Here is a 23,189-nt window from a genome sequence, read left to right as displayed (position 1 = left end):
AAAGCGGGTGGAGGATCCGGACGCGCCGATTTTTGAGAAAGTGCTCACCTCGGCCTATCGCCCCTATGATGTGCCAAAGTCCAAAAATGATGCAGACAGGTAATCGATCAAACCATTTTTTCGGATGATCGCTTCAAAAAATCTTCGATTTCTTTTTGAAACGACCTATAAGCTTCCGTAGAATTTGATAATCAATTGATTGCTTGCAATACAGCGAAAAGCGCGCCTCCGGAAATCCGGAGGCGCGCTTTTAAAATTCAATCAGATCAAAGAGCTTTACAGGGCAGCCTTGATGTCCTCCGCGATCTGACCGGCGGTGAGCCGGTATTCCCGCAGAACGTCCTCCGCCTTGCCGGACTGGCCGAAGCGGTCGTTGACGCCCAGCTTCTTGAACTTGCAGGCAACCTTGCCCATCAGCACATCCGCCACCGCATCTCCCAGACCGCCGATGACGCTGTGCTCCTCCACGGTGATCACCGCGCCGCACTTTTGGGCGTATTCCGTGACACAGGCCGCGTCAATGGGCTTAATGGTGTGGACATTGATGACGCTGACGCGGAAACCGTCGGCCTCCAGAAGCTTTGCGGCCTCCAGACACTCGGACACCATCAGCCCGCAGGTAAAAATGGCCGCGTCGGGTCCCTCCCGCATGACGTTTGCCTTGCCGATTTCAAAGGGATAGTCTTCCTCGAACACCGGGGAAGCCAATCGCGCCAGCCGCAGATAAGCAGGGCCTTCCTGTTCCGCCAGCGCAAAAACGGCCTTTTTCGCTTCTTTTGCGTCGGCGGGGACGATCACCGTCATGCCGGGAATCACCCGCATCAATGCCAAATCTTCGATGGCCTGATGGCTGCCGCCGTCCTCTCCCACAGAGACACCCGCGTGGGTCATGCATAGCTTCACGTTGAAATGGGGGTAGGCCACGGAATTGCGCACCTGCTCATAAGCGCGGCCCGCGCCGAACATGGCAAAGGTGGAGCAGAAAGGAATCAGCCCCATGGTGGACATTCCGGCCGACACCGACACGAGATTGCTCTCGGCGATGCCCATATTGTAGTGGCGGTCAGGATAAACCTTCTGAAATTTCGCGGTCTGGGTGGCGTTGGCCAAATCCGCGTCCAGAACCACTACCTTGTCGTTCTGCGCGCCCAGCTCAATCAGCGCCTCGCCGTATGCGGCGCGGGTTGCGATCTTCTCTGCCATCTTACTTTCCCTCCAGTTCCGCGAGGGCCGCGGCCCGCTGCTCTTCATTGGGGGCCTTGCCGTGCCAGCCCACTTGATTTTCCATGAAGGACACGCCCTTGCCTTTCATGGTGTGTGCAAGAATGCACCGGGGCTTGCCCGAAACGGCGGGGCGGTTCAGCGCCTCCACCACGGCGGCAATATCATTGCCGTCGGCCAGCTCGATCAGGTCGAAGCCAAAGGCTCTTAGCTTTGCGGGCAGGTCACCAAGGCTCATGACCTCTTCGTTGGAGCCGTCAATCTGAAGGCCGTTGTTGTCAAACAAAACGGTGAGATTGTCCAGCTTGTAGTGGGCGGCGGACATAAACGCCTCCCATACCTGGCCCTCCTGCGCCTCGCCGTCGCCGCACATGACAAAGACCTTGGTGTCTTTTTTCAGGTGCTTTGCGCCAAGGGCCATGCCCACCGCGATGGACACGCCCTGCCCCAAAGACCCGGTGGACGCATCCACTCCGGGAACCTTTTTCGCGTCAGGATGCCCCTGAAGAATGGCATGGAGTTGGCGAAAACTTTTAAATTCCTGCTTGGGAAAAAAGCCCAGCTCACCCAACACTCCGTAGTAGCAGGGGGAGGCATGGCCCTTGCTCAGGACGAAGCGGTCCCGGTCCGGGTCCTGAGGATTCTTGGGGTCCACCCGCATCTGGGTGCAAAACGCGGCGCTCATCAATTCCACCGCGGAGAGCGAGCCGCCGGGGTGTCCGCTGCCCGCGTCGGCGGTCATGTTGATGATGTCCCTCCGGACCGCGGCGCAGAATTTTTCCAGCTCTTGCGTCGTCATATTCTTCCTCCGTATTCCCAATGAATTTGGGTTGTATTCCTAAGCTTCTACGGTATCACAAGTGGCTCTGCGTGTCAAGAAAGACACGGTTTGAATACCCATAAAAACAAGCGGTTCCATCTTCCAACCTATTTTAATTCTCCAGAGGTTTATAATTTGCCGCTGCCTCTTTAAACAGCTCAAGCGCCGCCTGCAGGTCGGAGGTATCGTCTTTATCCGTAAGCATGACAGCAGAAACATTTGTCGGAAGCTCCTCCGCGTTATCAAGAAACGCGTTTACTTTCCGCACATACGCATCCTCCGATGTCTCTTTCCCGTCTATGCGGTATCGGTAGCTCTTTTCATCGGACAACGCAGGGTTTGCTTCTTCCTCCACGAAGGCAAGCTCCTCCATGGAAAGAAGATCTCCTTGGGCAAAGCTGATATAGGCTTCATAGGCATACCCCTCTGAACTGTTTGCAGAAATGCAATAATATGAAAACTGGCCGGACTCGGTTTTAATTAAATGAAACATATCCTTGTCGCTGCCGAAAATGCTGATGGGTGTGAACCCGCCGTTATACATGGACGCGGCTGATGCGCAAACAACCTGCCCTTTTGCATCTATGTCAAAGATGTTGATACCGCCAGAAATTATTTGCAAATTTCAAAATCTTATTGCGGCGCACCGCATTTTAAAGTAGCCGCATGGAATCAGCCCCCGCCGTTCACCCCCTTCCCTGCCGTAAACCTTGCCATGGGAGACTTGCGGGTTCGCCCAAAGGCCGCTATAATGAGAAAAAAGATCAAAAACAGGGGGACGCAGGATGGAAACGAGACGCGAGCGGGACACCATGGGAGAAATTTTGGTTCCGGCGGAACGCCGCTGGGGCGCTCAGACCCAGCGGAGCCTTGAAAACTTCAAAATCGGCACGGAAAAAATGCCCCGGGAAATCATTGAAGCCTTTGCTTATTTAAAGGAAGCCTGCGCCATGGCTAACGCATCTTTTGGCAAGCTGACCGAAGAGCAGGCGGAACGTATCTCCGCCGTGTGCGGCGAAATCCGTGCCGGAGAGTGGGACGAGGAATTTCCTTTGGCGGTATGGCAGACTGGCTCGGGCACCCAGACCAACATGAATGTCAACGAAGTGCTTTCTCATCTGGCAGCGGAGCGTGGAACGCCCCTCCATCCAAACGACCATGTGAACGCCTCCCAGTCCAGCAACGACACCTTTCCCTCCGCCCTACACATCGCGGCGGTGCTGGCAGTGGAAGCAGGCGTGCTCCCCGCCGCAAGACGGCTGAGCGAGACACTTGCCCGGCTGGAGCGGGAAAACGAAGACATTATCAAAATTGGGCGCACCCATTTGCAGGACGCCACTCCCCTGCGGTTCTCTCAGGAGATTTCCGGCTGGCGGGAACTGGTGGACGCGCCCTGCCGGATGCTGGAAGCAACCCTTCCAGAGCTTCGCCGTTTGGCCATCGGAGGAACCGCGGTGGGAACGGGGTTGAATGCGCCCAAAGGGTTTGACGCGAAGGTCTGCGCCTGTCTCACCCAGCTGTGCGACACGGAATTTGTCCCGGACGAAAACAAGTTCCATGCCCTCACCTCTCAGGACGCGCTGGTGTTTGCCCACGGGGCGCTGAAAGCCCTTGCGGCAAATCTTATGAAGATTGCCAACGACGTGAGGTGGTATGCCTCCGGCCCCCGCTGCGGATTGGGGGAGCTTCATATTCCGGAAAACGAGCCAGGCAGTTCCATCATGCCCGGAAAGGTGAACCCCACACAATGCGAAGCGATGACGATGGTGGCGGTGCAGGTGATGGGAAACGACGCGGCGATCGGCTTTGCCGCGTCGCAGGGGAATTTCCAGCTAAACGTATTTTTGCCGGTGTGTGCGCAGAATTTTTTGCAGTCCGCGCGACTGCTGTCAGACGCGATGGAATCCTTCCGGGTCCACTGCATGGAGGGCCTCACGGCCGACCGGAAGCGGATGGAGCAAAATCTTCAGAGTTCCCTGATGCTGGTGACCTGTCTCACACCGCAAATCGGCTATGAAAAGGCGGCGGAGTGTGCAAAACAAGCCCTCCGGGACGGGACCACGCTGAAAGATGCCGCCCTTTCTTTGGGCCTTCTGAGTGACGCAGAATTTGACAAGGCCGTGCGCCCCGAAAAGATGGTCTGAGCGGCTCCCTCCTCCTTTGGCGCGGACTTTTTCCAGCCTCAGAAATTGATGTCTATGCCCCCAAATCGTGCAATCCCTCCGGTTTACTGAGTAAACCGGAGGGATGCATTTTTATTGCATGCACTACAACTTTCAACGTTTCGCCCCGCAGTCCAACGGCGTTTATCCCACGACCGTGTTGTACATTCTGCCTTTGGGGTAAGCCTCTGCATAATCCATGACAACCCAGCTTCCTAATACTCATTTCTCTGTAAGGTCCACGGTCAAGCGCTCCAGATTTTTTACGGTAGTACGGTTGAGAAAGTGTTCAATTTTCTCAACCTGCTCTAATTCATCGTCGGAATGGTTCAGGGCACATAAAAACCGGTGGAGTACTTCGTGGCGATAAAGCAAATAATTGCCCAACTCCCGCCCTTTGTCTGTCAAGTAGATATCTCCGTACTTTTCGGCCTGAATAAGTCCAGACTGCCCCAGTTGCTGCACCATTTTTGTGACGGAAGGTGCTTTAACATGCAGCATTTTAGAAAGATCGCTTACCCGGACGGATTCATTCTGCCGCGCCAGGCGCGAAATCATTTCCAGATAATCCTCCATGGCACTGGTCAGTTTCCCGTCAGCATTGAGGGCATACCCCTTCATGGTATAAAATCCGTCTGATTGACTCATGCTCCGCACCCTTTCATAAATGCCTGTGCCGGTAACCATTTGCGATACCATGCATAACATATTGATAGAAAGTTTCCTTATCCTAAATTATTCGAAGGGTGTATCTGTTATGAATCAGCAAATTTGTTTGAATGATGTAAAGCCCGGCCAACATGCCACTGTCAGCGCGCTGCAATCCACAGGCAGTATGCGGCGCCGCCTGTTGGATATTGGGCTGATTGAAAATACCGATGTAGAGTGTCTGGGCAGAAGTCCGGGTGGCGACCCCACAGCGTTTCTGATTCGGGGAGCCGTGATCGCAATCCGTTCTGAGGATTGCAGAAATATCCTGATTCACGCGTTGTAATCGAGGTATCGAGATGGGCCTTACAAACAGCTCGGTTGGAATCAAGGCCGTTGATTCCGGATTAGTGATACAAAAACAAATGCCAAGCGACAAAGTCGTTGCCCTGGCTGGAAATCCAAATGTAGGAAAAAGCACGGTCTTCAACGGACTGACCGGCATGAATCAGCACACAGGCAACTGGCCGGGAAAAACAGTCACCAACGCTCAGGGTTATTGCAAAACAAAAAAGAAATCCTATGTCATGGTGGATATTCCCGGTACTTATTCTCTGATGGCCCATTCCGCCGAGGAGGAGGTTGCGCGCAACTTTATTTGCTTTGGAGAGCCGGACGCGGTCGTCGTGGTCTGCGATGCCACATGTCTGGAGCGCAACCTCAACCTTGTCTTGCAGACGCTTGAGATTTCGTCCAAGGTAGTGGTCTGCGTAAATCTTATGGATGAAGCAAAGCGGAAGAATATTCGTATCGATCTGCCCCTGCTATCGAAGCGACTGGGTGTGCCGGTCGTCGGTGCTGTTGCAAGAAAAAAGAAGAGCTTATCCGACCTGATGGAAGCACTTGATTGCATAACAGATGGAGATTGTCAAACCGCACCTCTGTCTGTCCGCTATCCAGAAATGATCGAAGCCGCCATATCCAAAATTCAGCCGCTTTTGGTGCAAAAGTCCGGTGGAAAACTGAACAGCAGATGGCTTAGTCTTAAGCTTCTGGATCAGGATGCATCGCTGATCCGGGAAATTAACACGTATCTTGGAGAAGCGTTTCTACAAGATGCGGAATTAAAAGATGCAATTGCTCAGGCTAACCAGGAGCTAACTGCGCAGGGAATTGACGCAGATCGTTTGAAGGACTTCGTCGTATCCGCCTTGGTAAAAAGCGCGGAGGATGTATGCCGCGGTGCTATTACATATGTAAAGCACAATTATGCTGCCTCAGACCGTCGACTAGATAAACTTCTTACCAGTAAGCTAACCGGATACCCGGTTATGTTGATCCTGTTGGCCTTGGTGTTCTGGCTTACTATTACGGGCGCCAATTATCCCTCGCAACTGCTATCAAATGGCCTGTTTTGGGCGCAAGACAGGCTCACGGAATTTTTCCAGTACCTTCATGCGCCCGATTGGCTTCACGGAATTCTTATTCTTGGCGTCTACCGGGTTTTGGCTTGGGTGGTGGCTGTGATGCTGCCACCGATGGCTATTTTCTTTCCGCTGTTTACCCTGCTGGAGGACGCCGGCTATCTTCCTCGCGTGGCCTATAACCTTGATAAGCCCTTTAAACGTTGCTGCGCCTGTGGCAAACAAGCGCTTTGCATGTGTATGGGCTTTGGGTGTAATGCTGCCGGTATTATTGGGTGCCGCATTATTGACTCGCCTCGGGAGCGGCTGCTGGCCATCCTGACAAACAACTTTGTGCCTTGCAATGGTCGCTTTCCCACGCTGATTGCCATCCTGACAATGTTTTTTGTGGGAACCTCAGGCGGAGCATTTACCTCCTTGCTTTCCGCGATCCTGCTGACAGCCGTCATCGTGCTCGGAGTTGTGGTAACTTTTGCGGTCACCAAATTGCTTTCCAAAACACTGCTCAAGGGAATTCCTTCTTCATTTACGCTGGAGCTACCGCCATACAGAAAGCCACAGATTGGGAAAGTGATTGTTCGCTCCATCTTTGACCGGACGCTGTTTGTTCTTGGCAGAGCAATTTGCGTTGCCGCCCCTGCCGGGATGGTTATCTGGCTCATGGCAAACATTTCCGTTGGCGACACCAGCATTCTCAATCACTGCGCTTCTTTTTTAGACCGCTTCGCGCGGTTGATGGGGCTGGATGGCGTCATTTTAATCGCGTTTATTCTGGGGTTTCCCGCCAATGAGATCGTCATTCCAATTATCATCATGGCTTATATGGCACAGGGAAGCATTCTCGAACTTGACAATCTCGCGCAAATGAAGGCGCTATTTATAGAAAATGGCTGGACGTGGGTCACAGCCATTAGCACTATGTTGTTTTCCCTCATGCATTGGCCTTGTTCCACCACGTTGCTGACCATAAAAAAAGAAACCGGAAGCTGGAAATGGACCGCGCTGGCTGCTGCAATTCCAACATCCGTAGGCATTGTCTCCTGCATTCTGTTTGCCACATTTGCGCGTCTTATAGGATGAGTAACTTGGCTCGCTCCGTCAAGAAAATTCGTTATTTTAAAAAAAGGCTTGTAGTGTGTCAAACTTCTGTTACACTAAAATCAACGGCGCCGTAAATATAACGAAAAAGGAGCTAGTATTTATGGCAGAACTAAAAATGAATACGATTGGGACCATTGTGTCTAACGGAGAGGACATGCGGCTTGTTTTAGACAAGGCTTATGCTTCTGCTCTCGCCGGATTGGATGGGTTTAGCCACATTCAGATTCTGTGGTGGTTTTCCGAGTGTGATACTCCAAAGGATCGGAGCCATCTCACGGAAAGAACCCCCTATAAACACAGCCCTGATGTACTTGGCACATTTGCCACCCGCTCACCCATGCGCCCAAATCCGATTGCACTGGATTGTGTTCAGGTAACCTATATTGACCATGAAAACGCAACGATTGGCCTTGCATATATCGAAGCGTTTGACGGTTCGCCGGTTTTGGATATCAAACCGTACACACCCAGCCTTGACCGGGTGGAAAATCCTGTTGTTCCCGAATGGTGCAGCCATTGGCCGAAGTGTTATGAAGAATCCGGAGATTTCGATTGGGAAAGCGAAATGAAGCGCTAAGCAAACCTACTGAAAACGTCTGCCTGCATAAGGCAGGCGTTTTCTTTCTGCCCGAAAGATGGTGATTCAATCGGTCTGCGTTCCCGTCCCAAAGAACCTGACCGCGGTGAAAACAAAAGTCCTGTTCAATTTATAAGCTTCCTCTAGATGATTCTATAATTGTTTCCATACATGCTCGTATAGAGCCAACCGCCCATTATTCTTCACTAAATGCTCGCTTCTTTATGAAATCCTTAAAAACGGTTGTTACAATAGTAGCAACAAATCAAAAAGGGGTCAAATATGAAGAAGAAGAAAAGACGCTCTAAGGTGCGGCTCACATTGGTGTGCCTATTGGGGGCACTTGCTTTGGCCGCACTCATATTCATGCACTTTGGTGGTTTTGACACGGGTGAGAGTGCGAACCCAGAGGAGTTTGCGGTTTACGCCGGCACGTTGGATGACATCTCCATATCGGAGGATGCCAGAATCATAGCGCTGGGCGAGGCCACTCATGGGAATGTGGAATTTCAGCAGCTCAAGTTGGATGTGTTTAAACTTCTGGTGCAGAATTATGGTGTACGCGCCTTTGCGCTGGAAGGAGACTACGGTGGCTGTGAGCAGGTAAACCGCTATATACACGGCGGAGAGGGCACAGCCCAGGAGGCTGCGGCAGCAATTGGCTTTGCCATATATCGCACGGAGGAGATGGCGGATCTCATTACGTTTATGCGCCAGTATAATGACACCGCCGCAGAAGGCGAAGATCTGCGCTTCTATGGTTTTGATATGCAGCGATATGTATACAGCTTTCATTTCTTGACGGAAGTTTGCAAGGAGCTGGGTGTGGATACGAGCGACTTGGAGAAGCTCGTGGACAGTGACAATTGGAGTGAGGAGTATGACTACCCAGCGCGGATTGAAATCATAACTCATGTCAGAACCGAGCTGGAGGGTAAGAAAAACTCCACGCAGGCTATACACTTTGCGGCTATGCTGCTACAATACTGTGAGTTCCAAAGCGTGTCGGACACTGATAACGGCGGCGCAATGAGAGACAAGCGCATGGCAGAGAATGCCCAATGGATCGCGGAGCAGGAGCAAAAGGCCGGATGTGAGCACATCTTCGTCGCGGGTCACAACAGTCATGTGGCCAGATGGGGCAGCTATGACTCCATGGGGAAGCTGTTGTCAAAAGAATTGGGCGAGAGTTATTATGTTATAGGCACAGATTTCTACAAAACACGCTGTAATATGCCCAGTGGTTCCTCTGGCAGGCGCACAAATCAGGTCTTCTACTCCCATGATCCACTGGCCAAGGCGGCAAAAACGGCAGGGCTGGATATCTGCTGGTTGGATTTCGCAAAGGCTTCCAAAAGTCCAGAACTGACGAAGTTCCTCACGCAGTACATATATATGGGCACTCTCGGCGAGGGTTATACTTGGTTTATGCGCCTTCTACCCCCAAGCTATCGCATCTTTCAGCCACCCGCTGAGCTGTACGATGGCATGATATTGGTCGCCGAGGCAAGCCCGACATCGATAATCGGTTAAATTTAAATGAACAGATCCATGTTCCTTCTATCACGTTCTCTCCAAACCTTTATTCTATGGCAGTCTTGTGGTTTAATAGACGAAGCGCCTAAAGTCATACACAGAAAAAGGAGGATAGCCTATGCCAAAAGTGCTGGTGGTTGATGATGACCAGGATATGCTGACTCTGGTTTGCGCCGCCCTGGAAAAGGATGGCCATCAGGTGGACACCCAAACCAATGCCGCTGCCGTCCAGCCTGCTCTGTGCCGGCAGTATGATCTTTTACTGCTCGATGTGATGATGCCCGGCGAGGATGGATTTTCTCTTTGCAGCCGTATCCGCACCGAGGTGGATTGCCCCATTGTATTTTTAACTGCAAAGGCAGAAGAAGCTGCCCTAGTCAAGGGATTTGGGTTCGGTGCCGACGATTATATAAAAAAACCATTTAGTATTGTGGAGTTACGCACACGGGTAAATGCCCATCTACGACGGGAAGTACGTCAGCCGACCTATACTCTAAGCCGGGGTGGTGTGCGCTTTGATATGCAGGCAAAACAGGCCCTCGCAGGCGAACGCACCTTGCCCTTTACCAAAGGCGAATACGCGATCTGTGAATATCTGGCCCTGCACGCTGGGCAGGTGTTTACGAAAGAACAATTATACGAAGCGGTTTTCGGTATCGACGCCGAGGGCGATTCGTCGGCCATTGCTGAGCATATCAAAAATATCCGTGCCAAGCTGAAAGCCGACGGCCTTAATCCCATAGAAACCGTTTGGGGGGTGGGCTATAGATGGCGAAAAGACAGCGTTCTGTAAGCCTTTCCTTTGTGCTTTTGCGCTTTGCGATTGTTATGTCGGGCTGTATGCTGCTATGCTGCATGGTATGGTTTACCTGTCTTGCGCGACTTCAAAACAACGGTATTGTTTACCGGGGAGTCGTTCCCAACCAGCAGGTCGAGCAATTGCTTGCCGGAGAGCCAAAAATTTTTGTTTCTCCCGGTGACAATTTTTTGGCCGACTACGCTTTGTTTGGCCGAAACGGCGAGGCGTTGGAAAGCAACGTAGAGGGAAAACGGCTGGACGTCATGGCCGGCTTTTTAAAGGAGGATGCGACCAGCACAAACGTGTCAAGGTACACCTATGCAAATGGAAGCACTATCATCTTTCAATGGCAATACCGGTCGGAGTTTGCTAACCCTGTGCTGCGCAGAAAGCTACCCCCTTTTGAATATCTGTGGCTGGCCACGCTTGGTGCTGCATTGGCGGTCTGTCTGCTGTTTAACACCCTGTGGCTCCGTCGGCGGCTTGCCGCCAAGCTGAAGCTGTTCAGCGAGGTAAGCGAGAAGGTTGGCTCGCAGGCGTTGGATTTTTTAATTCCCCATGCGGGCATACGGGAGTATGACCAGGCACTCGGTGCTATGGAGCATATGCGGGAAGCGTTGTACAACTCCCTGTCCTCTCAGTGGGCGGCACAGCAAGAACGGGAGGCGGAAATCGCAGCACTCGCGCATGATTTAAAAACGCCACTCACCTTGGTCGGAGGCAATGCGGAGCTTCTGCTGGATGAAGAACTTCCAGAACACAGCCGCAAAATAGTGGAAACAATTGTGGCAAGCAATGATCGGGCCAAGCGGTATGTAACCAGCCTGTTGGAAGCATCAACAGGTGCGGATGAGGCATTTGAACGCACCAGCCTGTCTTCCATGTTTGACGAGCTTTCCCAGAGTACAATAGCCATCGCTGAAGCAAAAGGGGTCAACCTGCACATCCAAAACGGCCTTTCGGGGGCTGCACGCATTCAAAAAAGCCATTTACTGCGCGCCCTCGGCAATGTGGTTCAAAATGCAATCGAGCATACCTCGCGGGGCGGAAATGTGCACTTGGAAGGCAGTATGGAAGATGACGGCTGGCAAGTCACTGTGCGCGATGAAGGACCCGGGTTCAGCAAGGCGGCGTTGCACCATGCAACAGAGCGCCTATGGCGTGGTGATGCGGCACGTGGCACCGACGGACACAATGGGTTTGGGTTATGGTTTGCAGCACAAGTGACAAAAGCGCACGCAGGGCAGCTGGTTCTGAGCAACTGCGATTCTGGCGGGGTGGTTACCATCAAGATTGCAAATCCCACCGAAATCAATAAAGATACGTAAACAGACCAGATTTGAACATGATAAACATTTAAAAAAGCAATGGCCAATACTTGAAAGGTGATTAATATGAAAAAGACTCTATTCGGATTAATGGTATTATTTTTAGTTTGCGGATTATCTGCATGTTTTGATGATGCTTCAGCCGATATGATCACGCTTGATGAAAACCGAATCATTCAAGATCAATCCTTTGATGTAGAGTTGGATGATTGGGGAGACGTAAAGTTTGTATCCTACGAACCAGATAACAGTGTTGATTTTGAAGATGTTTCTTTTTTCCTGACGAAAGATGATATGGTCATTTATTCGTTTCCGTACTATTGTGAAAATAACAGCACAGAAAACTATGTGGGGCTTTTCGATAGTGTGGAGGCTGTAGATTTTTATGACGTGAATAACGATCAGTTCAAAGATGTAATTGTCATTATTAATTACGTCACAGGGGCTGGGCCTCAAGGTATGACTCCGCGCCCCAGAGCCAGAATATTTTTAGCTTGCAATGAAAAATCTCATCAGAGTTTTATTCTGGCAACAGACTTGATTGATGACATAACAAACAATATTGAAGAACAAGATCTAACCATTTCTGCTATACGTGAATACCTGGAAAACAAGTAGTGCTTGTAACGCAGTCAATCGAATCTATTGATCAATTCGGAGGTGAATTATGAAAAAAATACCGGTTCTATTTGCAGTAATGTGTATCTGTTTGGCGGGATGTAGTCATTCCTCTTCAACACCCCAACCTGCAATCAAATCATCAATTGATGCGAGCGCTTCCACATCTGGGGATGCAGCGAAAGAAGAAGGTGACATTCCAAACAACACATCCGAACCGTTTATAGGCAGTGAAGATTTGGATCGTGAAACTGAGAAGTTTTTTTACGGAACGTGGAAAGTTGAAAAAATGCTGGGGTTTGCAAATTCCTATAATGATGCATCTGAATATCCGACAGGGCAAAAGATTGTAGGCGATCAAATTGTTATTGATCAAGATTTCTTCTCAACAAAAGGTTTTGCGGGATATGAACCTTATCAATTTGAATTAGATAAGCCTATTTACGATATTCAAGAGATCCACTACAATGCCGATTCATTTTATAGAGTAGATAAAATTAATCTAGAAAGTATAAATATGAATGATGAACTAAAAATCCTCGGCGTTTCTGATTCCTCCACAGGACTAGGAATGCCTATAGGTTTTATAGATGTAAACAATGATCGACTTCTCCTCATGTTGGAGGCAACCGTATTTGAGTTGAAACGAATCCCATAATAGAGGTGCTAAAGACGGAGACTAAATAGTGTCAACGAAACAAACCCGTTTTTCTATAGATTCGCGTAAAAATTACAAGCAAACACAAGTGGGCACTGAATCTTAGAATGATTCAGTGCCCACTTGTGTTTAATCAAAGAATATTCTTTCTCAATCGGCGCCATTTAAAAAGAGGTTTTTGAAAATCTTCGTTTTCCTGTCATCATGTTCGCATCAAGGAAATGCGGATGTGTTATATAACACGATGAATCAAGCATTCAACGAGGATTCCATATGGTCCCAGCGACTCCCAGACCAACCGCCATGATTAACCCACATGCAAAATAGGCCGCGTACATCGGATCAATAAAATAAAAAACACACATCATAACGCACTCAATGGCGGCCGTGATGGCAACTTTCACTTTCAGTTTCTTTCTGTGCGCCTGAATATGTTTCTTGTTTTTGTGAGGGACCGGAGCTATCACAATGGCCACGATTGCCCCCGCTATGGTGCAGAGAACTGCGGCCACAGGGTGGACCGCCAAGACTGGGCTGATGACCAAGCTGGACGCGCCGATCCCGGTTCCGATCAGAATACACCAAAAGTGGGACAGGGCATGCAGCCCTCCCAGGTTGGCTCTTAACAGAGAAAAGCTCACCGCCCAGATCAATAAGGGCACCACGTGATGCGTTAAAAGCCCAATCACAAGTAAAAGTCCGTCTGAGATCAGAAGGTTTAAAAAGCACTCCGCCCCATAGGCAAGGACTTCTTCCTCCTCATGATCGGCGCCGTTCTCAATGAGATACGCCGATATTTTTTGAGATAATTCAGAAATCATATGGTTACCTCATCATGTCCGCATAAGACATCAGCCCGGACCGGACATCCTGTAAATAGGTTTGGCTGATTGGCACAATTACGCCGTTTGACAGCACCAATTCCCGCCCTTTCAGCTTGGATACATGCTCCATGTTAATGATGATTGTCCGATGGCAAAAGAGAAACCGACTGGGAAGGTGGGAAAATACGATTTGCAGCGATTCCCTCTGCCGGAAGTCCCCTTCCGTGGTAATAATTTGCGTATAGTGGTTGGCGCTGCTAAAATTAATAATCTTGGAATAGGCAATGCGCGTCACAGAATCATGATCCCGGAACGTATAATGATCGTCATGCAGCTTCTGCTCCACATAGTCCATGCATTTTGCAATTTTTTCGTAGGAGACGGGTTTCATAAGATAGTTTAGTGCCTGCACCTCATATCCGTCAAATACATATTCAGAAAAAGACGTTAAAAAAACAAGCTGACCATGAACCCCCTGCTGCCGCAACTGACGGGCGGCAGAGATTCCGTTCATCCCCTTCATCTGAATATCCATAAATACAAGGTCAAACAGATCTCCGCAGGCACTTAAAATTGCCTCGCCGCTGTCGAAAAGCGCAACATCAATCAGGGCCTGATGTTCCTCAGACCATTGCTGCAGCAGATCCTGTAAAGCCTCGGCGTGAGGCGTCTCGTCTTCAACAATTGCGACCTTCATATCCCATCCTCCAGAGGAATCATAATGCTGACGTTGAAATGGTCTTTTTCCGCCTGAAATTGGCAGGTTCCGCCAGCTTGCTCGACAATCTCCCGGATGCGCCGAATCCCGATCCCGTGGTGGTTTTCTCTCTTGGTGGAGAGCAGACTCCCCTGCGCCCCATGCAAATACGCTCCATCGGAAGAATTCGAGCAGAAGAGATACATCATTTGCTTCCATGGCCTGATTTCAAACTTAATGGAGGCATTTTCAGGAACTTTTTTGCACGCCTCAATTGCGTTATCCAATAGATTGCCTACAAGAGAGGCAAAGGTCACGTCTTTTAAAGGAATTTCATTGGGCAGATACAGTTGGGTAGCAAAACGAATGTTGTGTCGCCGTGCCTCCATGATGCGCAGAGAAATGACGGCGTCGATCGTGCGGTTTCCACTGCACAACATGCAGGCGGAAGCAGGCAGTGCGGAGTCCAGCTGTCCGCAGAATTGCTTCAGCTCCGCGTATTTTTCCTGTTCGATCAGGGCGGAAATCAGCCGAAGCTGCCCTTGATAGTCATGTTTCCATTCAGATAGGGATTCGGTTGTGGAAACCATTAAATCATATTGCTGCTGCTCGGCCAGCGTCAGCTGCTGCTGTTGTTGTAGTTCCCTGTTTTTTCTGAGAATCACACCCAGCCACTCAAACGTGACCAACAGCGTAAAAAGAATCAGTAGTAGGATATAGCTTAATGCCGTCAGTTTCCTTGCCTCCGCTTGGGTTGCGGGATTGGTTCCCAGGATCAAGGAAAGATCTAAAATGGTCTCTTCCGCAAAAATGCCGATGGACAGCAGCGCGAACAAGACCAGAGTGACCGCCAATGGAAACGCCGGCTCCCGGTCGCCAAGATGAGCAGCCACCCATACCATTACAGTCATCAGAAGTAAGTAGACCAAAGTAAACTGGATTCTGGCGTTGCCAAATACCATGAACGTTTCCAACGGAACGTCAATCATCGCTTCCCCAACAGAAAACGTGATATTATCCGCCAGAGCCACGATTAAAAAGTAGATACCCGGCCACAGGACCGCCTTGTACCACATGGCGCGACGAAGCCCGTTGAATATCCAAAACGCGGCCAAAACGCAGACGGAGTAATTGAGTAAGATTCGCAGACTGGAAGATATCTGCAAAAACGTAAATAAGCTCAGTGTGCAGGTTAAGACGCCCACCGAAAGAAGCAGCCTGATTTTGCGGTGGGCGTTTAAACCGATTTTTTGATAGAGCAAATAGGTAATCAGCAGCGCCTCAACCAGGCAGACAAATATTTCCCAAAAATAAGATTGCATACAGTAAATATCCACCCCTCCCACCGATACCATTTTTAATATTACCATAAAAAAGCAGCGGAGGACAGGGGTGCAAGATGCAATTCACGCCAGAAAACAGGCAACTCGCGCTAAACCCCTTGTTTTTTCCAAATTCTGTGATAGCTTCGACTATAGAGATGTAAGAAAATTGGAAATCTCAAAAATTAAAATGAAGGAGCTGTTCGGAATGAAAACAAGACAGGACAAAGAATTTAAGCGGGTTGCGAGGAAACGGATTCTGCATGCGAGCGGTAGTTTTTTAATGGCTTTGGCCGCCGTCTTTGCAGCGGCACCCTGCAGCGCCCATTTTTATGAACCCGAGGTCCCCCGGAAACTGCGGTAAGCGCGGATTGCTTTTACAGGAAGCTCTGCACGTAAAACTGGAATCTGGTGATTAAGTCTAGTTTTGCTGATTTTAGTTGGAAACGCAAGTAGCTACCTGCATTAGCGGGCTGGTATTGCGCACAAGCAACTCTAAAAAGAAAGGGGTGAGTCCCGTGCAGTAGGAAACGAAAATTGGTTCCGCAAGAGCCTCGGCAGAAAATCAATGATCCCATATCTCCGGGAGCACGAAAGGAGCAGGCCGATGCAGCAAGTATTATCGCAAAGACATTTTGCATATCTCTATTCCGGGGGATTCTTTACAAAATGAGAAAAGAGGTATAACATGAAAAAGAAACTAATGAGTTTGGCTCTGGCACTGGCGATGTGCGTGTCTCTGTGCGTTCCTGCATGGGCTACAGACGAAGAGAAGCAGGCATTGCAGCAAATTGAAATGACACCCGATGTCTTTAATGAATACGATTATATTGTAAGCGTGCGTAAAGCGGGAAATATACAGCTACAATCTATTGGAGTACCTTCAAAAGATATTGCATACATTAAATCAGATGCAATTGAAAAAGAACTTCAGTATCGCGCGTCATTGCCAGAAAATGTATTGGAAGATCAATATTGTTATGGAAATGAGGAAGTCTCCATTTTAAAAGCGTATGATGGTGGCAGACTGGAAGATCGTCCTGGAATGAGAGCTGTTACTGCTACACTGACAGCTGGACTTGGCAAACTAGTTACCGGGCCCAAGCGGATGGGGGCTATCTACGCATGGTCTTGGGATTATAAGCCTGTCGTCACTTTTACCGACGCTGCTGCCATTTCTTGGATTGGCACATACGCAAATGGCCTTAACAATGAGGCTAAGGTAAACTTCAGGGAATCCCGTGCGGATGTCCACTATTATTATTCTACTCGTGTGCAACCCCAAATAACTTATTCACTTGAAAGCGAAAATCCCTCCCGTGGTTGTAATGTTAAAATTCCAATGGAAACTTATAGTGGGGGGTTCCCTGTCTGGGCAAAAAACGGAGCCATTTATGCGTACATAGAATTGCAGGATTCCCATGGGGCTAATTTTACCACGCTTTCTATGGTCGGAGCATACGGACATTATAACGTATCAGTAGGTTTGGGCGTATCTTTTCCTGCTGGATGCTCCATTAGTTTTAGTGGATATAATACGGCGCTCGGTACCTCATATATGAACTTTTATGCATAATGATATTTTCTGATCCTTGGAGAGACTTTTATGGAATTGATGATCTATTTAATCATTGAAGTGGTTTCAGCATTGCTTTTTCCGGGTTTCCTAATTAGTGCGCTCAAGCCATCTTCAAAAAGTCCTGAAGCCTATATGCTACTGGCTTGCCTGTGCAGCGGCGTGTGCGCTTTTTGCTTGAGTGTGTTGATAGCGGTCTAAAAGAAGGAGGGAAGCACGATTTCGTGCTTCCCTTCTAGGACTTCAATCCACGATTTCAAAGCTATATTAAATAGTCTCTTTTTTTGTATGGGGAATACAAGCCCTGTATCTAGACAGCGCCCTCTAGGATTGATTTCCTAGAGGATGTTATGCATCTAACGAGCAAAGAAACCTAGAGCAGCGGAATTGACTGAACATCGCATAGATCTTAAAAAGACTTATATCTTAGTTGCCGCAAAGAAAGAAATCTACAACGGTCATGTATAATGAAGTTCGCAATTTAAGGCATAGAAAAGCCATTGAAGGATTTGAATCCCAATGGCTCAAAGAAAGAATACCCCAGGGCTCGCAGATTTGCTACTAAAATGTATGGTTGACGCCAGACCCGATGCTCAGCATGCTGGAGTGGCTGTGAATGCAGCTCATGGAGGCGGAGGTCTCCGAAATCATTGGCGCGGAAAAGAACGCACACAGTCTGTCCCGTAACGATTAACGCTGCGGCTACCGCCTTTGGCTGCGCATAGGGGCAGACCGATGCAGTAAGTTTTATCGCAATGACATTTGCATATCTCTATTACGGCGAATTCTTTACAAAATGAGAAAAGCGGTATAACATGAAAAAGAAAATGATGAGTTTGGCTCTGGCACTGGCGATGTGCGTGTCTCTGTGCGTTCCGGCGTTTGCAGTGGAGGCGGGTGGCGCAGACTGCTATGAACTTGCGGAATACGGCCCGGAGAGTATTGTTTATTGCCGAGAGATTACGTTTGAAGAAGCTGTAGAACAAAAGATGAATTATGATAACATTTCGTATGAAGATGCAAAAGAGCAATTGCTGGCTGAAGAAAATCGCATCTTAACTCAACTTGGGGTGCGTAATGTAACTTCCCGCACTAATGAACGTACGTATGCCAATGATATTATTAAGTATCAAAATTACGAGAAGGAATTTTCTTATCCGGGGAACAGCAGCTTCAGATGTGCAATCACTGCAACAGTGGTCACATTTTCGGATTACGGGCACACGCGATTAATTGACAGAGTTGATATGCTCTCAACTCGACGTGTTTCCGGTCTATATGATTACGATTGGATTGAGAAGGCAACATCTTCTAATATTTCTTATGACAAAACAAGTGTAAGATTGTCAGCTACCGGGCACTTTACGACGAGCATCACCGCATCCCATGGTGGCACCATTGAGATAATTCCAGGCTTCAGCTATTCGGGTAGCGTAGGCACAACCAGTACATACCTTTCTGAAACTCGCGCCCCAATTATTGTTTGGCATTTACAATACATATACAATAATTGGGGCGCGGTTAGCATTAGATAAGGGTGCTTACAACGACTGAAAGTCTGCGGTTTTCAACATAAAAACAGGTCACCATTTAATAGAATTTGGAGGGCAACTTGTGAAAACGCACCGTCGCCTATTATTACTTATACTGCTTATAATTGTTGGCAGTCTTGCATTTCTAGCATTATCTAGTAAGACAGGAAATGCAGACACTCGTGGGTGGAATATTTCGAACCTTGAGATGGAAAATGATTCTGGATTTTGCGAAATTATCAGCTTTGAAGATGCTGTGAGCTTGAAAACCAAACTTAATAGCAGTGATAATGAGTCTGCTGAAAAAGAACTGAGAGACTTGGAAAGTGAAATTTTCAATTCAACTGGCAATAGTGTAAACTATTATCAGTTTACAGGAGCGTTTACATTTCCTGAAATTAAAGAAATAAAGGGCGAATTAACCACTCTCATTGTAGTTGTGGATCATCAAACCCCCTATATTCACGAAATTGATTCCCCCATTACAGAAATTTCTTGTACACAGAGCAATGTGCGATGGACTCAAATGAGTTCATCTTCCAATATCGACACAAATCAAACTTCTGCACGGCTGGCTGCAACAGGATATCTTAACGTATCAGACGGAGATGCCTCTGCACCGGATCGACTCTCAAATACGGTTTATCCGGTGTTTACTTTTTTGCTGGAAAATTGAAAAGGAATGATTTAAGCGTTAAAGCTAGAAAATCCAAAAGCGAAGCACATTGCTTTTTTAATTGTAACTGTTATTTTTTTACTGTTGCCTTTTTCTGCTTTCCAGACACTAGTATTACAAAGGAACCCGAAAGCGACGATCCCACGCCCCCGGCGACGCGAAAGAAGCGGACCGATGCAGCAAGTATTATCGCAATGACATTTTGCATACCTCTATATATTCGGACTGTTAAATATCAGGAAAGTAGCGGTAATACTTATTTAGTTTATTCTAAAGAATACGCGGTTACAGGCCTTTTGCAGGGCGGACAGGATGGGGGCTCCATTTCTTATGGGCAAAGCCAGACAGTTTCAGAAACACTTACTGCCAATGTATCCTTGTCAGCCTCCTATAAAGATACAATTGTTGCAACATTGGGAGTGTCATATACGAAATCTGCGGAGAACAGCTCTAGTTTTGGCATGACTATTAACATTGGTGCGGGAAAAACCGCAAGAATTATGTTTGTGCCCATGATGCGACACACAAATGGCGTACTAACCGTCGTAACAGAATATAATAATGGAACATTTACTGACACCTATAATGTCTCTGGATTTGTTCCTCAAAAGGTTGGTGCATATGCTGATGGCCTATATTATCCCAAGTATCAATAATATAAAAAAGCTTTTCATTTTGACTGTTTGGATAATGTGCTCCGTATTAATATTAGGATGTGAAGACACCTCAGACAATACCCTGAATTCCCAGCAATACAGTTCCATAAGTGATATTTTTCTGGCTCTTAACGAGACTGAGGAAAATGTAGTCGAGGAAATAAGTCTTCAGGACAGCAGTGTATTTATAATCATAAACCATGATATCGGATATATTCGGTTTGTTCATATTCGTAACGATACTGATGCGTATGAACTCTCCACTTACAGCGAAAAAATATCAATCAGCGGCAGCGAACCACTCATCGGGAGTTTTGATGTCGATGACAAGCAGATGATAAATTTTCTTGTTGATTCAAGCGGTACAATTGCTGGTTCCGAACAATATGATAATTTTACTCTATCTGAAGATTTAGTTCTTAGGTACTCAGTTGAATCATGACTGTCAAGGGGAAGCCATCGTCTTGATGGCGCCCCCTTGACATCGGCCTATGCTTCTGGTGATGATTATTGGGAAGGGTGAATTCGTGTTTGAAAATGGCAGCCAGAAAAAACTTGATATGGCCCTTTCGAAAAAGGTATATCATATTTTTGGCATTGGGGGGAATTCCATTCTCGGAATATACATCTCGTTTCTAGCAACGCGTTTCAGTGTGTTTACCACATATGAACCCTTTAGTGGCAAAGTTTTTTCTATAGATGTATCAACCATTGAATCGGTAAAAATCCGAGATGGAAATACCGGAGACAAAGTGAAATTTCCTGAAAAAGGGCAAGTGCATTCAATAATTACATCTTTAAATAATTTTCGATATGATTTCTGCATTCCAAAAATACCAATTAAAACTGGTGGGTGGTCATATAAAATTGACATAGAAAGCGAAGATACAATAGCCTCATATTATTTTAACGACTCATGGATTACAGTGAACGGTTTCGTTTTTTATGGCGATAAGCAATATTTTCAGCTTTTTATTGCAGAACTAGCAGACAAGCGGGCGGTGCATTCGTCTTGACGGTGTAATCATTGCCCCGCAATGTGTTATCAGATTTTACCATCTGTTTTTATTCAATCAATCTCCGTGAAAGACCGCAGATGTGGCCTTTCAGGGAGATTAGCGATAAAAATAATAAATCTTAAATGTAGCCTTATTTTTACAATCAATCGAATACGTCTGATCTGACAATTCGGGTAAAGCCTGTGACGACGTATTCTGTCACCGCCACATTATTTCTGCCACTGTTCCAGTGGCAGACCGGGAGACTGCCGTTCGACGTGCAGTCCACGATTATGCCAATATAGGAAACGCGCCCTGTCAAGGCCAGATCGCTGGGCAGACTGCTTTTTGGGAACGTTTATGGAAATGAGTACACCCCGACTAGTTGGAGTTAATTTAGAGGATGTCTATTTATGAGCTTATCAAATTCGTTTTCATTACTTGAATTTGGAGCAATCTTGTACTTCATTCACGATTTGTGGCTCGGTATATCAATATTACGAAATATAAATAAAACTGATGTTTATACTGATATTACGGGAGCCAAAAGACGCATGTTTTTATATTTGCAGGCGATGCTTTGCTTCGTAAGTGTACTCCTTTTTGTGCTCATTGTCATTATAAACAAAACCACCATCTTATGGGTGTTTACTGCGATTGCTATCACGGCTATACAAAAAATTTTTACAAGAGCATATAAGTTTTTTGTAGCAAGGTTGCAAAAGTGAAATCGGATAGACGGTTCACCACTTGTAATTCAGGCGGCCCGAAAGGGTCGCCTGAATGCTAGTCTAGAAGGCTTCTTTAATCCGCTCTTTCGGACGTTTTTTATCTCAAGAATCCCAAATGATTTCCGCCCGAGCATAACATATAGAAGCAACCCATAAAGAAATCATGAATTTTGAAGAACAATGTCGCCTTTTCCTGTTTTTTAGACACTCGTATTACAAAGGGACCCGAACCCGTCGACCCCATGCCACCGGAGCGCGAAAGCGGCAGACCGATGCAGTAAGTTTTATCTCAATGACATTTTGCATATCTCTATTCCGGCGAATTCTTTACAAAATGAGAAAAGAGGTATAACATGAAAAAGAAAATGATGAGTTTAGCTCTGGCACTGGCGATGTGCGTGTCTCTGTGCGTTCCGGCGTTTGCTGCGGAGTATTGTTCAAGTCTCACATATTCAAATGCTTCAGTTCAAGCCAACGAAGTTAATGTGGGAAATGACATCAACTTGGTAATCGAGGATTATCCCAATGGTGATGCAAAGATTTCTCAAATTGCCAAAGGTGTAACAACTTGCGTATCATATGTCCATAGAGCAGAACATTATATTGAAGATATCTCTTATGAGCAGGGAAATCCCATCTCAAGTATTAAATATTTTTTTGAAGAAGAAGATTCCGCTAGGGCCAGTTTAAGAGCTAGCTATACAACCGCTGGTACAATTACATATCAATATTATGATACTATTCCAGTAACCCGCTATTTGACCTGTGCTTACCAAAAGACCTCTGAATCGAACATGTATAACTTAACTGGAAAATATAAAAATATTGCTTCGTTAGTTGGACTTATAACGGGCGTACTGAGCATTCCCGGTCTTATAGCAGGCGAAGTTGCTGCCAAAGTCGTATTGTGGCTTGGTATTGGAGATAGTATCGGAAGCTTTTTTATTCCTGACTATTGGGTAACTTGCAATGATATTTGTGTGAATTGGAAACTCACCGATGATGGAGGATATTCAACAAATATGTCAGGGCACAAGTATGTTCTCACAGATGAGAAGCACAATGGTGTCTCCGAATATGACGGAGATTATTATGAAATAAATTCTTATTCTCGTCATAATACAGACTTTGCTCTTCGTGCTTACGAAGTCACATATAATACTCGCGACACTGTTACCATCTCTTGGGGGTAATGATGAAAAAAAACAAAATTATCTCTTGGTTAGCACTAATCCTAAGTATATTGCTTTTGCTTGCTTGGTTTGCAGCGTTGGTAGGCTGGATT

26 protein-coding genes are annotated in these 23,189 nt (G+C 47.3%); 19 read left to right on the top strand and 7 right to left on the bottom strand.

Translation table 11 applies throughout. The annotated features are described in order from the left end of the window. Positions 1–276 precede the first annotated feature (276 nt). The 3 genes from RT018_RS05340 to RT018_RS05330 all read right to left on the bottom strand — a co-directional run bounded on the left by RT018_RS05340 (position 277) and on the right by RT018_RS05330 (position 2,663). Positions 277–1,203 (bottom strand): transketolase family protein, encoded by a 927-nt coding sequence (locus RT018_RS05340; RefSeq protein ID WP_312939958.1) that lies wholly within the window; start codon positions 1,201–1,203, stop codon positions 277–279. A gap of 1 nt (position 1,204) precedes the next feature. Continuing rightward, positions 1,205–2,020, bottom strand: a complete 816-nt coding sequence (locus RT018_RS05335) for a transketolase (RefSeq protein ID WP_312939956.1) — start codon at positions 2,018–2,020, stop codon at positions 1,205–1,207. A gap of 133 nt (positions 2,021–2,153) precedes the next feature. Further along, positions 2,154–2,663, bottom strand: a complete 510-nt coding sequence (locus RT018_RS05330; protein ID WP_312939954.1) for a hypothetical protein — start codon at positions 2,661–2,663, stop codon at positions 2,154–2,156. 163 nt (positions 2,664–2,826) lie between these two features. Between RT018_RS05330 and fumC the strand changes: the two genes are divergently transcribed. Next, positions 2,827–4,185 (top strand): class II fumarate hydratase, encoded by a 1,359-nt coding sequence (fumC, locus tag RT018_RS05325; protein ID WP_312939952.1) that lies wholly within the window; start codon positions 2,827–2,829, stop codon positions 4,183–4,185. Between the two features lie 240 nt (positions 4,186–4,425). On the opposite strand, the gene RT018_RS05320 is transcribed toward fumC, so the two are convergent. After that, on the bottom strand, positions 4,426–4,851 hold the full coding sequence (locus RT018_RS05320; protein WP_312939950.1) for a metal-dependent transcriptional regulator: 426 nt from the start codon (positions 4,849–4,851) through the stop codon (positions 4,426–4,428). 109 nt (positions 4,852–4,960) lie between these two features. Between RT018_RS05320 and RT018_RS05315 the strand changes: the two genes are divergently transcribed. The 8 genes from RT018_RS05315 (at position 4,961) to RT018_RS05280 (ending at position 12,892) form a co-directional block, all read left to right on the top strand. Then, a complete protein-coding gene (locus RT018_RS05315; protein ID WP_014119661.1) occupies positions 4,961–5,197 on the top strand; it encodes a FeoA family protein in 237 nt (78 codons plus the stop codon). A gap of 13 nt (positions 5,198–5,210) precedes the next feature. Next, the gene (gene feoB, locus RT018_RS05310; RefSeq protein ID WP_312939940.1) at positions 5,211–7,355 is read left to right on the top strand and encodes a ferrous iron transport protein B; all 2,145 of its coding nucleotides are present in this window, start codon (positions 5,211–5,213) and stop codon (positions 7,353–7,355) included. A gap of 121 nt (positions 7,356–7,476) precedes the next feature. Further along, positions 7,477–7,953: an SAM-dependent methyltransferase gene (locus RT018_RS05305; protein WP_312939937.1), complete on the top strand. Its 477-nt coding sequence runs from the start codon at positions 7,477–7,479 to the stop codon at positions 7,951–7,953. A 282-nt stretch (positions 7,954–8,235) separates the two neighbouring features. Continuing rightward, entirely contained in the window at positions 8,236–9,486 is a 1,251-nt protein-coding gene (locus RT018_RS05300; RefSeq protein ID WP_312939936.1) for an erythromycin esterase family protein, read from the top strand. Between the two features lie 121 nt (positions 9,487–9,607). After that, on the top strand, positions 9,608–10,282 hold the full coding sequence (locus RT018_RS05295; protein ID WP_312939934.1) for a response regulator transcription factor: 675 nt from the start codon (positions 9,608–9,610) through the stop codon (positions 10,280–10,282). A gap of 62 nt (positions 10,283–10,344) precedes the next feature. Beyond that, positions 10,345–11,616: a HAMP domain-containing sensor histidine kinase gene (locus RT018_RS05290; RefSeq protein WP_312939933.1), complete on the top strand. Its 1,272-nt coding sequence runs from the start codon at positions 10,345–10,347 to the stop codon at positions 11,614–11,616. 66 nt (positions 11,617–11,682) lie between these two features. Next, positions 11,683–12,234 carry a hypothetical protein gene (locus RT018_RS05285; RefSeq protein ID WP_312939931.1) on the top strand — a complete coding sequence of 184 codons (552 nt, stop codon included), beginning with the start codon at positions 11,683–11,685 and terminating at the stop codon, positions 12,232–12,234. 49 nt (positions 12,235–12,283) lie between these two features. Next, on the top strand, positions 12,284–12,892 hold the full coding sequence (locus RT018_RS05280) for a hypothetical protein (RefSeq protein ID WP_312939929.1): 609 nt from the start codon (positions 12,284–12,286) through the stop codon (positions 12,890–12,892). Between the two features lie 257 nt (positions 12,893–13,149). Here the strand turns inward: RT018_RS05280 and RT018_RS05275 are convergent, their stop codons facing one another. Genes RT018_RS05275 through RT018_RS05265 form a run of 3 tightly spaced genes read right to left on the bottom strand, consistent with a single transcriptional unit; the run spans position 13,150 to position 15,735 of the window. After that, a complete protein-coding gene (locus RT018_RS05275; protein ID WP_312939927.1) occupies positions 13,150–13,713 on the bottom strand; it encodes an accessory gene regulator B family protein in 564 nt (187 codons plus the stop codon). Between the two features lie 4 nt (positions 13,714–13,717). Next, positions 13,718–14,413 (bottom strand): LytTR family DNA-binding domain-containing protein, encoded by a 696-nt coding sequence (locus tag RT018_RS05270; protein ID WP_312939925.1) that lies wholly within the window; start codon positions 14,411–14,413, stop codon positions 13,718–13,720. Beyond that, positions 14,410–15,735: an ATP-binding protein gene (locus RT018_RS05265; RefSeq protein ID WP_312939923.1), complete on the bottom strand. Its 1,326-nt coding sequence runs from the start codon at positions 15,733–15,735 to the stop codon at positions 14,410–14,412. The genes RT018_RS05270 and RT018_RS05265 overlap by 4 nt, the downstream gene beginning before the upstream one ends. 70 nt (positions 15,736–15,805) lie before the next feature. Between RT018_RS05265 and RT018_RS05260 the strand changes: the two genes are divergently transcribed. From RT018_RS05260 to RT018_RS05215, 10 genes are all read left to right on the top strand, one after another. After that, positions 15,806–16,099: an AgrD family cyclic lactone autoinducer peptide gene (locus RT018_RS05260; protein WP_312939921.1), complete on the top strand. Its 294-nt coding sequence runs from the start codon at positions 15,806–15,808 to the stop codon at positions 16,097–16,099. A gap of 324 nt (positions 16,100–16,423) precedes the next feature. Then, positions 16,424–17,311 carry a hypothetical protein gene (locus RT018_RS05255; RefSeq protein WP_312939920.1) on the top strand — a complete coding sequence of 296 codons (888 nt, stop codon included), beginning with the start codon at positions 16,424–16,426 and terminating at the stop codon, positions 17,309–17,311. Between the two features lie 30 nt (positions 17,312–17,341). After that, on the top strand, positions 17,342–17,512 hold the full coding sequence (locus tag RT018_RS05250; protein ID WP_312939918.1) for a hypothetical protein: 171 nt from the start codon (positions 17,342–17,344) through the stop codon (positions 17,510–17,512). 614 nt (positions 17,513–18,126) lie between these two features. Continuing rightward, on the top strand, positions 18,127–18,846 hold the full coding sequence (locus RT018_RS05245) for a hypothetical protein (protein ID WP_312939916.1): 720 nt from the start codon (positions 18,127–18,129) through the stop codon (positions 18,844–18,846). A 79-nt stretch (positions 18,847–18,925) separates the two neighbouring features. Continuing rightward, the gene (locus RT018_RS05240; RefSeq protein WP_312939915.1) at positions 18,926–19,519 is read left to right on the top strand and encodes a hypothetical protein; all 594 of its coding nucleotides are present in this window, start codon (positions 18,926–18,928) and stop codon (positions 19,517–19,519) included. Between the two features lie 194 nt (positions 19,520–19,713). Continuing rightward, the gene (locus tag RT018_RS05235; protein WP_312939913.1) at positions 19,714–20,175 is read left to right on the top strand and encodes a hypothetical protein; all 462 of its coding nucleotides are present in this window, start codon (positions 19,714–19,716) and stop codon (positions 20,173–20,175) included. Then, positions 20,147–20,617, top strand: coding sequence for a hypothetical protein (locus tag RT018_RS05230; protein ID WP_312939911.1), 471 nt, complete (start codon positions 20,147–20,149; stop codon positions 20,615–20,617). The genes RT018_RS05235 and RT018_RS05230 overlap by 29 nt, the downstream gene beginning before the upstream one ends. A gap of 85 nt (positions 20,618–20,702) precedes the next feature. Continuing rightward, complete coding sequence (locus tag RT018_RS05225) at positions 20,703–21,191, top strand: hypothetical protein (RefSeq protein WP_312939910.1); 489 nt, start codon at positions 20,703–20,705, stop codon at positions 21,189–21,191. A gap of 395 nt (positions 21,192–21,586) precedes the next feature. Next, the gene (locus tag RT018_RS05220; RefSeq protein WP_312939908.1) at positions 21,587–21,901 is read left to right on the top strand and encodes a hypothetical protein; all 315 of its coding nucleotides are present in this window, start codon (positions 21,587–21,589) and stop codon (positions 21,899–21,901) included. Between the two features lie 356 nt (positions 21,902–22,257). Continuing rightward, complete coding sequence (locus RT018_RS05215) at positions 22,258–23,097, top strand: hypothetical protein (protein ID WP_312939907.1); 840 nt, start codon at positions 22,258–22,260, stop codon at positions 23,095–23,097. The last annotated feature ends 92 nt before the right edge of the window (positions 23,098–23,189 follow it).

It is taken from the genome of Oscillibacter sp. (assembly GCF_032060045.1).
In the GTDB taxonomy this organism is placed as follows: Bacteria; Bacillota; Clostridia; order Oscillospirales; family Oscillospiraceae; genus Oscillibacter.
This window is presented reverse-complemented; position numbering and strand designations above follow the sequence as displayed.

What these genes read in the sequence shown, in the direction of transcription:
- RT018_RS05340 (WP_312939958.1), bottom strand. Translation starts at nt 1,203, where the DNA reads ATGGCAGAGAAGATCGCAACCCGCGCCGCATACGGCGAGGCGCTGATT.
- RT018_RS05335 (WP_312939956.1), bottom strand. Translation starts at nt 2,020, where the DNA reads ATGACGACGCAAGAGCTGGAAAAATTCTGCGCCGCGGTCCGGAGGGAC.
- fumC (WP_312939952.1), top strand. Translation starts at nt 2,827, where the DNA reads ATGGAAACGAGACGCGAGCGGGACACCATGGGAGAAATTTTGGTTCCG.
- RT018_RS05320 (WP_312939950.1), bottom strand. Translation starts at nt 4,851, where the DNA reads ATGAGTCAATCAGACGGATTTTATACCATGAAGGGGTATGCCCTCAAT.
- RT018_RS05315 (WP_014119661.1), top strand. Translation starts at nt 4,961, where the DNA reads ATGAATCAGCAAATTTGTTTGAATGATGTAAAGCCCGGCCAACATGCC.
- feoB (WP_312939940.1), top strand. Translation starts at nt 5,211, where the DNA reads ATGGGCCTTACAAACAGCTCGGTTGGAATCAAGGCCGTTGATTCCGGA.
- RT018_RS05305 (WP_312939937.1), top strand. Translation starts at nt 7,477, where the DNA reads ATGGCAGAACTAAAAATGAATACGATTGGGACCATTGTGTCTAACGGA.
- RT018_RS05300 (WP_312939936.1), top strand. Translation starts at nt 8,236, where the DNA reads ATGAAGAAGAAGAAAAGACGCTCTAAGGTGCGGCTCACATTGGTGTGC.
- RT018_RS05295 (WP_312939934.1), top strand. Translation starts at nt 9,608, where the DNA reads ATGCCAAAAGTGCTGGTGGTTGATGATGACCAGGATATGCTGACTCTG.
- RT018_RS05290 (WP_312939933.1), top strand. Translation starts at nt 10,345, where the DNA reads ATGGTATGGTTTACCTGTCTTGCGCGACTTCAAAACAACGGTATTGTT.
- RT018_RS05285 (WP_312939931.1), top strand. Translation starts at nt 11,683, where the DNA reads ATGAAAAAGACTCTATTCGGATTAATGGTATTATTTTTAGTTTGCGGA.
- RT018_RS05280 (WP_312939929.1), top strand. Translation starts at nt 12,284, where the DNA reads ATGAAAAAAATACCGGTTCTATTTGCAGTAATGTGTATCTGTTTGGCG.
- RT018_RS05275 (WP_312939927.1), bottom strand. Translation starts at nt 13,713, where the DNA reads ATGATTTCTGAATTATCTCAAAAAATATCGGCGTATCTCATTGAGAAC.
- RT018_RS05270 (WP_312939925.1), bottom strand. Translation starts at nt 14,413, where the DNA reads ATGAAGGTCGCAATTGTTGAAGACGAGACGCCTCACGCCGAGGCTTTA.
- RT018_RS05265 (WP_312939923.1), bottom strand. Translation starts at nt 15,735, where the DNA reads ATGCAATCTTATTTTTGGGAAATATTTGTCTGCCTGGTTGAGGCGCTG.
- RT018_RS05255 (WP_312939920.1), top strand. Translation starts at nt 16,424, where the DNA reads ATGAAAAAGAAACTAATGAGTTTGGCTCTGGCACTGGCGATGTGCGTG.
- RT018_RS05250 (WP_312939918.1), top strand. Translation starts at nt 17,342, where the DNA reads ATGGAATTGATGATCTATTTAATCATTGAAGTGGTTTCAGCATTGCTT.
- RT018_RS05245 (WP_312939916.1), top strand. Translation starts at nt 18,127, where the DNA reads ATGAAAAAGAAAATGATGAGTTTGGCTCTGGCACTGGCGATGTGCGTG.
- RT018_RS05235 (WP_312939913.1), top strand. Translation starts at nt 19,714, where the DNA reads ATGACATTTTGCATACCTCTATATATTCGGACTGTTAAATATCAGGAA.
- RT018_RS05230 (WP_312939911.1), top strand. Translation starts at nt 20,147, where the DNA reads ATGGCCTATATTATCCCAAGTATCAATAATATAAAAAAGCTTTTCATT.
- RT018_RS05220 (WP_312939908.1), top strand. Translation starts at nt 21,587, where the DNA reads ATGAGCTTATCAAATTCGTTTTCATTACTTGAATTTGGAGCAATCTTG.
- RT018_RS05215 (WP_312939907.1), top strand. Translation starts at nt 22,258, where the DNA reads ATGAAAAAGAAAATGATGAGTTTAGCTCTGGCACTGGCGATGTGCGTG.